This window comes from Pseudomonas sp., assembly GCF_049645325.1.
Classification (GTDB): domain Bacteria; phylum Pseudomonadota; class Gammaproteobacteria; order Pseudomonadales; family Pseudomonadaceae; genus Aquipseudomonas.
Window position 1 is genome coordinate 1 of sequence record NZ_JBARTQ010000047.1, and the last position, 11,558, is coordinate 11,558.

16 protein-coding genes and 1 pseudogene are annotated in these 11,558 nt (G+C 59.2%); 8 read left to right on the forward strand and 9 right to left on the reverse strand.

Annotated elements, in window-relative coordinates; translation table 11 throughout:
• On the reverse strand, positions 1-506 hold a 506-nt coding region (locus WBB95_RS02050; RefSeq protein ID WP_424486067.1), incomplete at its 3' end, for an NAD(P)H-dependent flavin oxidoreductase.
• Positions 507-615: 109 nt separating this feature from the next.
• Positions 616-1,494 carry an alpha/beta fold hydrolase gene (locus tag WBB95_RS02055; RefSeq protein WP_424486068.1) on the reverse strand — a complete coding sequence of 293 codons (879 nt, stop codon included), beginning with the start codon at positions 1,492-1,494 and terminating at the stop codon, positions 616-618.
• A 177-nt stretch (positions 1,495-1,671) separates the two neighbouring features.
• On the opposite strand from WBB95_RS02055, the gene WBB95_RS02060 reads away from it, so the two are divergent.
• Both WBB95_RS02060 and WBB95_RS02065 read left to right on the forward strand, forming a co-directional pair.
• Positions 1,672-2,262 carry a CGNR zinc finger domain-containing protein gene (locus tag WBB95_RS02060; protein WP_424486069.1) on the forward strand — a complete coding sequence of 197 codons (591 nt, stop codon included), beginning with the start codon at positions 1,672-1,674 and terminating at the stop codon, positions 2,260-2,262.
• 11 nt (positions 2,263-2,273) lie between these two features.
• Complete coding sequence (locus WBB95_RS02065) at positions 2,274-2,735, forward strand: GyrI-like domain-containing protein (protein WP_424486070.1); 462 nt, start codon at positions 2,274-2,276, stop codon at positions 2,733-2,735.
• Here the strand turns inward: WBB95_RS02065 and ada are convergent.
• The 4 genes from ada to WBB95_RS02085 all read right to left on the reverse strand — a co-directional run bounded on the left by ada (position 2,732) and on the right by WBB95_RS02085 (position 5,019).
• Entirely contained in the window at positions 2,732-3,778 is a 1,047-nt protein-coding gene (gene ada, locus WBB95_RS02070; RefSeq protein ID WP_424486071.1) for a bifunctional DNA-binding transcriptional regulator/O6-methylguanine-DNA methyltransferase Ada, read from the reverse strand. The genes WBB95_RS02065 and ada overlap by 4 nt on opposite strands.
• Positions 3,779-3,853: 75 nt before the next feature.
• On the reverse strand, positions 3,854-4,519 hold the full coding sequence (gene alkB / locus WBB95_RS02075) for a DNA oxidative demethylase AlkB (protein WP_424486072.1): 666 nt from the start codon (positions 4,517-4,519) through the stop codon (positions 3,854-3,856).
• Between the two features lie 3 nt (positions 4,520-4,522).
• Complete coding sequence (locus WBB95_RS02080; RefSeq protein ID WP_424486073.1) at positions 4,523-4,690, reverse strand: hypothetical protein; 168 nt, start codon at positions 4,688-4,690, stop codon at positions 4,523-4,525.
• A 26-nt stretch (positions 4,691-4,716) separates the two neighbouring features.
• A complete protein-coding gene (locus tag WBB95_RS02085) occupies positions 4,717-5,019 on the reverse strand; it encodes a DUF1883 domain-containing protein (protein WP_409835147.1) in 303 nt (100 codons plus the stop codon).
• A gap of 212 nt (positions 5,020-5,231) precedes the next feature.
• Between WBB95_RS02085 and WBB95_RS02090 the strand changes: the two genes are divergently transcribed.
• Together WBB95_RS02090 and WBB95_RS02095 are read left to right on the forward strand one after the other, a co-directional pair.
• Positions 5,232-5,582, forward strand: coding sequence for a hypothetical protein (locus WBB95_RS02090; protein ID WP_424486074.1), 351 nt, complete (start codon positions 5,232-5,234; stop codon positions 5,580-5,582).
• A gap of 160 nt (positions 5,583-5,742) precedes the next feature.
• Positions 5,743-5,973 (forward strand): hypothetical protein, encoded by a 231-nt coding sequence (locus tag WBB95_RS02095; protein ID WP_424486075.1) that lies wholly within the window; start codon positions 5,743-5,745, stop codon positions 5,971-5,973.
• 9 nt (positions 5,974-5,982) lie between these two features.
• On the opposite strand, the gene WBB95_RS02100 is transcribed toward WBB95_RS02095, so the two are convergent.
• Both WBB95_RS02100 and WBB95_RS02105 read right to left on the reverse strand, forming a co-directional pair.
• Positions 5,983-6,267 carry a hypothetical protein gene (locus tag WBB95_RS02100; RefSeq protein ID WP_424486076.1) on the reverse strand — a complete coding sequence of 95 codons (285 nt, stop codon included), beginning with the start codon at positions 6,265-6,267 and terminating at the stop codon, positions 5,983-5,985.
• A gap of 144 nt (positions 6,268-6,411) precedes the next feature.
• On the reverse strand, positions 6,412-6,597 hold the full coding sequence (locus WBB95_RS02105; protein ID WP_424486077.1) for a hypothetical protein: 186 nt from the start codon (positions 6,595-6,597) through the stop codon (positions 6,412-6,414).
• 307 nt (positions 6,598-6,904) lie between these two features.
• On the opposite strand from WBB95_RS02105, the gene galU reads away from it, so the two are divergent.
• A complete protein-coding gene (gene galU, locus WBB95_RS02110) occupies positions 6,905-7,744 on the forward strand; it encodes a UTP--glucose-1-phosphate uridylyltransferase GalU (RefSeq protein ID WP_003212579.1) in 840 nt (279 codons plus the stop codon).
• Positions 7,745-7,850: 106 nt separating this feature from the next.
• Positions 7,851-9,209 (forward strand): glutathione-disulfide reductase, encoded by a 1,359-nt coding sequence (gorA, locus tag WBB95_RS02115; RefSeq protein ID WP_424486078.1) that lies wholly within the window; start codon positions 7,851-7,853, stop codon positions 9,207-9,209.
• Here gorA and WBB95_RS02120 read toward each other — a convergent pair whose 3' ends face one another.
• Complete coding sequence (locus WBB95_RS02120; protein ID WP_424486079.1) at positions 9,210-10,217, reverse strand: DNA-binding protein; 1,008 nt, start codon at positions 10,215-10,217, stop codon at positions 9,210-9,212.
• A gap of 170 nt (positions 10,218-10,387) precedes the next feature.
• Here WBB95_RS02120 and WBB95_RS02125 point away from each other — a divergent pair, with 170 nt between their 5' ends.
• Together WBB95_RS02125 and WBB95_RS02130 are read left to right on the forward strand one after the other, a co-directional pair.
• A complete protein-coding gene (locus tag WBB95_RS02125; protein ID WP_424486080.1) occupies positions 10,388-11,320 on the forward strand; it encodes a site-specific integrase in 933 nt (310 codons plus the stop codon).
• Positions 11,321-11,452: 132 nt separating this feature from the next.
• Positions 11,453-11,558: pseudogene (locus tag WBB95_RS02130) on the forward strand (peroxiredoxin); the annotation flags it as partial.

Sequence of the window (11,558 nt, forward strand, 5' to 3'; positions counted from 1 at the left end):
TCCAGCCAAATGGCTTCTTCCACGGTGGTCGCCGACGACAGGACCTTGGCACCCGTGGCTTTGACGCGGTCGAGCAGGACTTTTTCCGGCAGTCCAAAGTGAAAACTCACCACCTCCGGGCGGAATTCTTCGACCACCTTGCAGGCTGCGTCGTTGAACGGCGCACGGTTGGACACCGGCGTCGGCGCATCGAAGTCAGCACCGAGTTCACGGTAATAGGGTTCGAGCAAATCCTTCCAGCGACCCGCGCGGGCTGGATCATCCTCCGGCGCTTGATGGCAAAAGAAATTGACGTTGATCGGCCGCGGGCTGGCCGCGCGGATAAGGCGCAAGGCTTCGCGAAGTTGCTCGATGCTCAATGCGGCGGCAGGCAACGAACCCAGCGCGCCGGCGTTATTGGCCGCGATGACCATGGCGGTGGTCGTGCCGACGGCCATGGGGGCCTGGATGATGGGCACTTCAATGCCCAGCAGGTCGAGAAGGCGGGTGTCTGGCCAGGTGCTCATGGATGCGTCTCCAGCGTTAATAAGACTGTGCGCTGTTTTTAGCAGGGCCATCGGCACCCGGCCACTCTGTTTTATTCACTGGACGAAGGCGTGGTTTCGTGCAGCGTCATCAGTCGATGGCAGCCCCCAGCACGGCATGGATACGCTCGGCGATATGCGCCGCGTGGGTTTCCAGTGCGAAGTGGCCGGTGTCCAGCAACTCGACCACGGCGTTGGCGTTATCGCCTGTGTAGGCATGGGCGCCGGGCGGGATGAAGAACGGATCGTTCTGGCCCCAGATCACCAGTGTCGGCACTTGGGTGGCCTTGAAAAAGGCCTGGAAGGCCGGGTACAGCGTGAGGTTGTTGCGATAGTCGAGGAACAGGTCCAACTGGATCTCGTCATTGCCAGGGCGCTGCATCAACAGCACGTCGAGCATATAGGACTCGGGTGCAATTAATTCCGGCTGATTCACGCCGTGCAGGTACTGATACCGGGTGCCTTCCAGGCTGATTACTGCGTTGCGAATCACCTCGCGGTTGGCCTGGCTCGGTTCGGCCCAATACGCACGAATTGGCGACCACGCGTCCCCAAGCCCTTCCAGGTACGCATTGCCGTTTTGCGAGACCAATGCGCTGACCCGTTGCGGGTGTGCCACCGCCAGGCGCAGGCCCACCGGGGCGCCGTAATCGAAGACGTACAAGGCGTAGCGCGTCAGCTTGAGGGCATCGACGAAGTGCCCGACGGTAATCGCCAGGTTATCGAAGCTGTAGTGGTACTCACGTTCGGCAGGCACCTCGGTGAAACCGAAGCCTGGCAGATCCGGTGCAATAACCCTAAAGCGGGTGGCCAGCAGCGGGATCAGATCGCGGTACATGTGCGATGAACTGGGGAAGCCATGCAGCAACAGCATGACGGGGGCCGCAGGGTCACCGGCTTCACGGTAGAACATCCGCACGCCATCGACTTCGACGTGGTGGTAGCGAACGACTGGAGCTGGGAAAGACATGATGAGCGCACCTTTTTGTAACTTGATTGATGTGATTTACGGGTTACTTGTTTTCAAAAGCTGCGCTCAAAAATGTAACCTGTCAACGTTATTATTCGGGTTAGCTATTCTCGCGTAGTAACTGTTCATCAAGAAAAATAGCGGTTACCATGCCGTCGGTATTCAAGAGGAAAAATCATGGTCGCGTCTGCATCTCCTGCCCCGTTGGAACCCCCTGTACTGGCCGATGACCCGGTGCTGGACATGCTCAATACCCTGGCGAATATCGACGGCGTGCCGTTGGATTTCTGGCAGGCCGATGCCGACGTCGAACGCTGGCTGGTGCGCCTGGAGTGGGTACAGGAGGGAAGCGTTCCTGCGTTTGAAACGGGCGCCTTGCTTGGCACTGCCAGGGCCTTGCGGGAAGTGATTCGTGAACTGGTGGCCGCGCGCAAGGCCGGCGAGCCCGGCGACCCCACCGCGCTCAATGGCTTTTTGCGCAAGGCGGTCAGCCATCCGCAACTGGTCTGGCCGGCTTCTGGTGCACCTCAATTGGAACGCCAGCGCAAACAGCAGACCCCGGAACAATTTTTGTCGCCGATTGCTGAAGCAGCGGCTAATTTATTGGTGGGCGCCGATTTCAATCTGATCCGCCGCTGTGAGCACCCGGACTGCATCCTGTGGTTTTATGATCGGACCAAGGCCCACAAGCGCCGCTGGTGCAGCATGGCGTTGTGTGGCAATCGCCATAAAGTCGCCGAGTTTCGCAAACGCAAATTGAAGCTTTAAAGGAGAGGGCTTTGCACACTATTAAGGAACAGCGAGTGGCGGCGACCCGGGTCTGCGGAGTGAAGGTGCGCACGCGCAATGCCGATGAGAGGCAGCCTTCGAGCGCGAAAATCGGCCCGATGTGGCAGCAGTTTTTCGCTGAAGGCTTCTACGAGAAGATCCCGGGCAAGCAGCCCGAGTCGCCGGTCTATGGGGTTTACAGCGGCTACGAGTCGGATGCGCACGGCCTGTTCGATGTGACGGCAGGCGTTTCGACCCCTTCGCCGGCGCAAGGCTTTGACAGTGTGGTGATCGAGCCCGGGCGCTATCTGGTGTTTGAGGCCCATGGGCCGATGCCGGATGCAATCATCGATGCCTGGGAGCGGGTCTGGGTGTATTTCGAGCAGCCGGGTGTCGAGGCGCGTGCGTTTGTCACCGATTTCGAGGTGTATCAGGCCGACAATCAGGCGCTGATCTACATCGGTATCCGCTAGGCGCTGGTTTCCCGCTCGAGCAACTGCCGCTTGCGCTCTACGCCCCAGCGGTAGCCCGAGAGTTCGCCATTACTGCGCACCACCCGATGGCAGGGAATGGCCACGGCCAAGCTGTTGGCACCGCAGGCCTGGGCCACGGCGCGAAAGGCCTTGGGGGCACCGATTTGCGCGGCAATCTGCGCATAACTGGCAGTGCTGCCCACCGGAATGTCGCGTAATGCCTGCCATACGCGCTCCTGAAAGGCCGTGCCGCGCAGGTCCAGGGGCAAATCCAGCCCCAGGGCGGGCGCTTCGATAAAGCCCACGACCTGGGCGATCAATTGCTCGAAACTCCGGTCCGCCCCCACCAGCTCGGCCTTGGGAAACTGGTCCTGCAGGTCGCGCACCAGCACGTCCGGATCATCCCCCAGCAGAATCGCGCAAACCCCGCGCTGACTCTGGGCCACCAGGATCGCCCCTAATGAACACTGGCCGACGGCAAAACGAATCTGGCTATTGGCGCCGCCATCCTTGTAATCGCTGGGCTTCATGCCGAGCAGGCGATCGGCAGACTCGTAGAAGCGGCTGTTGGAGTTGAAGCCTGCGTCATACAGCGCATCTGTCACCGACTGCGAACCTTTGAGGCTATCGCGGACCTTGCGGGAGCGAAGGGCGCTGGCGTAGCCCTTGGGCGTCAGGCCGGTGACGGATTTGAAGACCCGGTGAAAATGGAAGGTGCTCAGCCCGGCGTCGCGCGCGAGCAGGTCGAGGCTGGGCGGCGTCTCGGCCTGTTCTATTTGCCGGCAGGCGTGGGCGACCAGGCGCGCATGGTGTGCGGCCAATTGGGTCTGGTCGCCGGCAGCGCGTTTGCTCGGGCGATAACCGGCGGCCTCGGCTTGTGCCGGGGTGTCGAAGAATTCAATGTTTTGCGCGCGCGGCAAACGCGAGGCGCTGCTGGGGCGGCAGTACACGCCGGTGGTTTTGACGCCGTAGACGAACAGCGCGTCTGCCTTGACGTCGCGGGCGACGATGGCGGCCCAGCGGGGATCTTGTTCGTTGCTCATGGCCTGCACTCTGGACGGTTCACGGGCAGATTAGCGGTGCCGATGGCCGCTGGCACTCTGAAGCTTGCGGTCAAATTAACCGGCGGTGCGAAACGTCAGGTTGATACGTTGCGGGCCCATGACCGGGTGGACGCCGTCCTTGATGGGCATTACCCCATGAAAGCGCAGGCGATCGACGCCGCCCCAGACCACGACGTCGCCGTGAAACAGTGAAATCTTTTGTGTCTTGTCACTACGCTCATGGCCGCCGAACAGGAATATCGCCGGCAGCCCAAGAGACACCGACACCACGGGGGCGCTGTACCTGCGTTCGTTTTTGTCCTGATGCAGGGACATCTTCGCCCCAGGCACGTAGCGGTTGATCAGGCAGGCGTCCGGGGAGAAACCGGGGAAGCCGCCTTCCTTTGCGGCCAGCACCGCCAGTTGCCGCAGGGTCTCAGGCATTGTCGGCCAAGGCTGCTGGCTGCGTGGGTCAAGGGGGCTGTAACGGTAACCGGCGCTGTCCGTCGTCCAGCCCAGCGCGCCGCAGCTGCTCAAGGCCGCCGACATGGTGAAGCCGCCGGGCGTGACCATCTGCCGAAACGGCGATTGGGCCAGGACACGGCGCAGTTCAGGCAGAAGACGATCAAGCCAGGGCAGGGCGAAGGCGCGAAGTACGTAGGACTCTTCGCCAATCTGTTCGCGCCGGGGAGGCTGCTGCAGGGCAGCATCGGCGAACAAATCAGCCGTCGGGCCGTGCATGGCTTACAGTGCCTTGCTCACAGTGATGTCGGTGATTTCGTCGCTGTCATCGTGGATTTTCGCCAAGGCTTGCTTGGCTTCTTCCAGGCTGTTGCTGTGCAATTGCGCGAATTCGAAGCGGCGTTCGCCGTTGAGCTTGTACTTGATGACGTATTTGGTCGTGGTGGTCACAGCTATTTTCCTGTCGAGAGTTCGGATCAGCTCAGTTTGGTGCTGGTACGACGAACGATGCGGATCTTGTGCGAAAGCGCAGGTTTGCGGGTAACGCTGATGGCGCGGCGTGTGACCACGTCCAGGGTAATGTTCCAGAAACCGGTACTCGGCGCAGTGATTTTCGCCGGGAACGTGTCGAACGCGCCGCCGTGGTAGGTGTGGCGACCGCCGTTTTTGAAGCTGCGAAAGTTCGCATCGCTCATCAGGCGAATGTTGCAGGTCTGCGAACATTCGATGACAACGATGTCGCCCTCGTTGAGGTGCTCGCGCTGGTGGATGTATTTCATGGGGTGTCTCCAGAAGGGCTTTTTCTGAAAAATCAGAACGATACGTAGGTTAAGATGGAGTTTATCAGCCCCAGCGCGTTTATTATCGCGCCGTCGTCGACGACATCGACAATTAAAAACAGTTTTTTACCGAGTTTTCAGAGATAAATCCTACATGGACGGGAGAAAATTACTCCCGGTGCTGTCGTAGGATCTTTATCGGAGGTTTAAGTATGAAGTGGAGTGTGTTGGTTCTGGCCTTGGCGTTGGGTGGGTGTGCGTCGGTTGCAGATATCAAGCAGACCCCGCCCACCTTGGTGGTCATCTCAGGGAAAAAGCCACAGGAGTACGCCGCGTGCCTGGTGCACAAACTTGCCGCAACACGCCGCCCGCCGCAGATCGAGCCGCATAAGGACGGTGTGCAGGTGATTGTTCCGCAGAAATTCTCGGCTGACCCTTCGGCGATCTTCGAAATTGAAGAGCGCTCCAGTGGCAGCAGCATCAAGCTCTATGAAAGCATGTCCAACGTGCCAATCCGCCCGGGCGATGTGAAGAAGGCCGGGGAGGATTGCATTTCCGGTTAAGCCCTCAAGGTTTCTCTCGCGCACTCGAATCCGATAAAAAGCCTGACCCTGCGATTGCCGGGTCAGGCTTTTTTTTGCCATTGGCGTAATGGTGTAAAATGCAAAAATGCCGCGCAAACCTTGGGTTTGCGCGGCATTTGTCTTTATATGGAAAGTGCTCATGAAACGTGAAGATGTCAAAGCCCGCTACGTCGAGGGTCAAATCTCGGCGACCCATGTGATCCAGAACCCGGCCGATTTGGGTGAGTGGATCGTATTTTTCAAGAAGAGCGAAGGGCGCAGTTATTTCCTGGTGGACGAGCAGGATGAGGTCGAGTCCTTTCCACGGCTGGATGACTTGATCGAGCTACTGCGCAGCCTCGGCATCAAGTTCGCCGAAATTCATCTGTAGGCCAGCGGCTTATTTGCAGACAACCACTACGCTGCGGCTCTTGAAGTTGCCTACATCTTTACCCAGGGTCTTTTCATCTTCTTTCAGCGACGGCGTACCTTCGGTGCCGACGATACGATAGCCGGTGCCCGCGCACGAGGCGTCAGCTTTTTCGTAGCAGCTGGCCCACGAATTGGCTTCGCCCGAGCAGTCGATGGTCAGCCCTTGCTCGCCATTTTTCAGGAGCGTGTCGGAGGTGGTGGTGCAGCCGGTGATCAGCACGAGTGCTGCGGTCAGTGCCAGAATCTTGTTCATGGTGGGGGTCGTCGTCGAGGGTGTTGGAGGGGCGCTGACACTGTCGTGGGGCGTTGGCAGCAGATTATAGCGAACTGCCACCTAGGTACACACAAACACAAAAAAGCCCCGTCAAGCGGGGCCTTTTGCGCGGGACCTTGGGGCTTATTTGCCTTTTGGTCGTTTGCTCGACGCATGGCCGGCTTCATCCACGAACACTTCAGCTACGGCGGTAGCCTGCTGTTCAGTCGAGAATGCCCCGGCGACGCTGTCCCCGTGGAAGTTGATCAAGTGCCAGCCATCCGCTCGCTGCGTGATCAGGTAGCCGTTTACGCCTTTGGGTTCTGACATCTATCAATCTCGTGGTGTGGTTCAAGCGCGCCATGATAGCGCCAAATGCCCATGGGGCGCGCAAGTTGTTGCAGGTCAGTGCCTTGTGTTGGAAAGCGTGCTAAAACCATTGAGGCCCTTTGATACAGGGGGCAATGGTGTTTGTTGCCATACCGTTGATACAGCCGTTCGCAGGATCAGCGGAACTTACGCCGACATTTTTTCTCTATGATGACATCGCAACGCCAGCAGGACCCCATTGTAAGGTGACTGCGGCCTGATTAGACTGCGCCGAATTCCGTACGCACAGCCCTTTGTAAGGACTCATATGATCAAGAAATGCTTGTTCCCAGCAGCCGGTTACGGCACTCGCTTCTTGCCAGCGACCAAAGCCATGCCCAAAGAGATGCTGCCGGTGGTGAACAAGCCACTGATTCAGTACGGCGTCGAAGAGGCACTGGATGCCGGTCTGAACGAAATCTCCATCGTCACCGGCCGCGGTAAACGCGCGCTGGAAGACCACTTCGACATCAGCTACGAGCTGGAAAACCAGATCAAGGGCACCGACAAGGAAAAATACCTGGTTGGTATCCGCAAACTGCTCGACGAGTGCTCGTTCTCCTACACCCGTCAAACGCAGATGAAAGGCCTTGGCCACGCGATCCTGACCGGCCGCCCACTGATCGGTGACGAACCGTTCGCTGTGGTACTGGCGGATGACCTGTGCGTCAACCTGGAAGGCGACGGCGTGCTGACCCAGATGGTCAAGCTGTACCAGAAATACCGTTGCACCATCGTCGCGGTTCAAGAGGTTGACCCTCAGGAAACCAACAAGTACGGCGTGATCGCCGGTGACGACATCGGTGATGGCCTGATTCGTGTACGTGACATGGTTGAAAAACCAGCGCCGGAAGATGCACCGTCGAACCTGGCAATCATTGGCCGTTACATCCTGACGCCGGACATCTTCAAGTTGATCGAAGAAACCGAGCCAGGCAAAGGCGGCGAAATCCAGATCACCGACGCATTGCTCAAGCAAGCCAAAGACGGTTGCGTGATTGCCTACAAATTCAAAGGTCGCCGTTTCGACTGCGGAGGCGCTGAAGGCTACATCGAGGCAACAAACTTCTGCTACGAGCACTTCTACAAGACTGGCAAGGCTTACTGATCCACGCTGGCCTGACCTGTTTTGAGAGAAAGCCACCTTCGGGTGGCTTTTTCGTTTTTCAGCCCCATCTAAGTCGGTATGCTGATGTCCTGCCGAGGAGAGTGAAATGGCCTACGATTTTGACCTGTATGTAATTGGCGCCGGTTCCGGCGGTGTTCGCGCAGCGCGCTTTGCTGCAGGCTTTGGTGCCAAAGTGGCGGTAGCGGAAAGCCGCTATCTGGGCGGCACCTGCGTAAACGTGGGCTGCGTGCCGAAAAAGCTGCTGGTGTATGGCGCGCATTTCGCCGAAGACTTTGAGCAAGCGAGCGGCTTTGGCTGGTCGTTGGGTGAGGCGAACTTTGATTGGGCGACGTTGATCGCCAACAAGGACCGCGAAATCAATCGCCTCAATGGCATCTACCGCAACCTGCTGGTCAACAGCGGCGTGACCTTGCACGAAGGGCACGCGCGGTTGGTTGATCCGCATCAGGTGGAAATCAATGGCGAGCGTTTTACCGCCAAACACATCCTGATCGCCACCGGCGGCTGGCCACAGATTCCGGAGATTCCGGGGCGTGAACACGCCATCGGCTCCAACGAGGCATTCTTCCTGAAAGAACTGCCCAAACGTGTACTGGTGGTGGGCGGCGGTTACATCGCGGTTGAGTTCGCGGGAATTTTCCACGGCCTGGGCGCACAGACCACGCTGCTGTATCGCGGCGACTTGTTCCTGCGCGGTTTTGACGGTTCGGTGCGCACTCACCTGAAGGAAGAGCTGACCAAGCGAGGCCTGGACCTGCAATTCAACGCCGACATCGAGCGCATCGAAAAACTGGCGGACGGCAGCCTCAAGGCCACGCTCAAAGACGGTCGCGTGCTGGAGGCCGATTGCGTGTTCTACGCCACGGGCCGCCGCCCGATGCTGGACAACCTTGGCCTGGAGAACACTGGCGTCAAGCTGGATGAGCGTGGTTTCGTCGAAGTGAATGAGCTGTACCAGACCGCCGAAGCGTCGATCCTGGCCATCGGTGACGTGATCGGCCGTGTGCAACTGACGCCTGTCGCCCTGGCTGAAGGCATGGCGGTGGCGCGGCGCTTGTTCAAACCAGAACAGTACCGTCCCGTCGATTACGCAATGATCCCGACGGCGGTGTTCAGCCTGCCGAATATCGGCACGGTGGGCCTTACGGAAGAAGAGGCGAAGAAGAACGGCCACACGGTGCAGATCTTCGAAAGCCGCTTCCGCCCGATGAAGCTGACCCTGACCGAGTGCCAGGAAAAAACCCTGATGAAGCTGGTCGTCGACGCTGACACCGACAAAGTGCTCGGCTGCCACATGGTCGGCCCGGACGCCGGCGAGATCGTGCAAGGCCTGGCGATCGCGCTCAAGGCGGGCGCGACCAAACAGCATTTCGACGAAACCATCGGCGTGCATCCCACGGCGGCCGAAGAGTTCGTCACCATGCGCACGCCAGTGGCTGGCTGATCAGGCGGGCGGGGCTGCTTCCGGCGTCGCTGCAACGGCGGCCGCCAGGCGCAATGCCTCGATGCTCGACTGGGCCTTGATCAGGTCCAGTTCGAGTGCCTTGTTTGCCTGCTGATGGGTGGCCAGCGCCGCTTGCTGTGCCTGGCTTTCCAGCACGGCAACGCGCAAACGCTCCTGAAGCAGGGTGCGTTCGCTGTCCACTTGGCTGACCTTCTCGCTCAACGTGAGCTGCTCGGCCTGGGCTTTGCGGTGCTGTTCCAGCGCCGCCGCCAATTCCTTCGCTGTCACTCGGTGTTCAATCAATAACCGCTCATTGTCGCGGTGCAACTGAGTGATCTCGTCCTGACGCACCATCGCGCTTTGCTGCGCTTGGCGCAGTTGCGCCTGAACCTGTTGCAGCTGCCCTTCGTGGCGCTGGTGTTCCTGCTCGCGCTGCTCCTTGACCGCGTTGCGGTAATGCTCAAGCGCATCGCGCGCATGCAGGTGCTTGTCTTCCAGCGAACGAATCTGCTCGTCCTTGTCGTTGATGCGTAATTCGTAATCGCTGCACGCCTGGCTCAGCCCGGCGTTACGGGTTTGCTCGGTCTGCAGGCTGGTGCTGGCGGTTTGCAGCGCCGCACTTTCTTCTGCGAGCGCAGCGCCCTGAATATCAAATTGCTGCTTCAGCTGACTCTGCGCCTCTTGCAGGGCTTCTACCTGGGCGAGCAGGGCGGCTTTTTGCTGCTGGAACTGCGCCAGCGCCAAGTCGATTGGCTCTTGGGCCTTCTCCTTCAGGCGCTGGGCCAAGCGTGCGACCAACTCACCAAGCTCGTCATCAATCGGCGCTTCGGTGATGGTCAGCCGGGTTTCGCTGTCGTCCAACTCCTTCAAATAGCGATGAATGGTGGTTTTTGAGCCGGTATTGCCCATCTCGATGCGTACCGCGTCGATGCTGGGGTTTTCGCCGCGGGCCAGGATCGCCAGGCGTGCCGTCTGAACTACTGCTTTATTTATGCCGCCGCGAGCCATGGGGTCTCCGTCGATTTCGTACTGTGGTACAGGGTATGTATTTACATACTGTAACACGAATAAAAACAGGTTTAAATTCGCGGATAAACAGATGGGATATTGGCGTATTATCCCGTGTGAAGGCCGTTTCAATCCCCGATACACGCCACAGCAGTACGAATGAGCCCCTCATGAGCGATCTGGACCGTTACCTCAATGCCGCCACCCGCGATAACACGCGGCGCAGTTACCGTGCGGCCATCGAGCACTTCGAAGTGAGTTGGGGCGGGTTCCTGCCAGCGACCAGCGACGCCGTTGCGCGTTATCTGGTGGCACATGCGGGTGTGTTGGCCGTCAACACTTTGAAGCTGCGGTTGTCGGCGCTGGCGCAGTGGCACACCAGCCAAGGGTTCCCAGACCCGACCAAGGCGCCTGTGGTGCGTAAAGTGCTCAAGGGCATACGTGCGGTGCACCCGGCGCGGGAGAAACAGGCCGAGCCCTTGCAACTCCAGCACCTCGAACAGGTGGTCGCCTCACTGGCAGCGGAGGCGCAAGAGGCGGGGAAGGCACAGGACCAGCCCCGATTACTGCGCGCCAAACGCGACACGGCACTGATCCTGCTGGGGTTCTGGCGTGGGTTTCGCAGCGATGAATTGTGTCGCCTGGAGATTCAGCACGTGCAAGCCGTGCCGGGCGCCGGTATCAGCCTGTATTTACCACGCAGTAAAAGCGACCGTGACAACCTCGGCAAAACCTACCAGACCCCAGCCCTGTTGCGCCTTTGCCCGGTGCAGGCCTACAGCGAGTGGCTCAGCGTGTCCGCCCTGGTGCGCGGGCCGGTGTTTCGCGGCATTGACCGCTGGGGCAACCTGGGCGAGGAGGGCTTGCACGCCAACAGTGTGATCCCGTTGCTGCGCCAGGCGCTGGAGCGCGCCGGCATCCCAGCCGACCTTTACACCAGCCACTCCCTGCGCCGCGGTTTTGCGACCTGGGCCCATCGCAGCGGCTGGGATTTGAAGTCGCTGATGAGTTACGTCGGCTGGAGCGACATGAAATCCGCCATGCGCTATGTTGAAGCGACGCCCTTTCTGGGCATGACCTTGGCGAACCCGCCGTTGATTTGAGATTTCTTCTATTAATACAGTTACCTGATAGGGAAAACCAATCGTCAGCATCAGGTTTGCCAATGAGCCATCGCCGGAAAGAGTCGGTAGGATTCACCCCATCAACTTCTTAACCCTGACGGAGAGTCAACGATGCCTATCATCAACAGCCACGTAAAACCGTTCAAAGCTACCGCTTACAAAAACGGCAACTTCGTAGACGTGTCGGACGCTGACCTGAAAGGCAAATGGTCCGTAG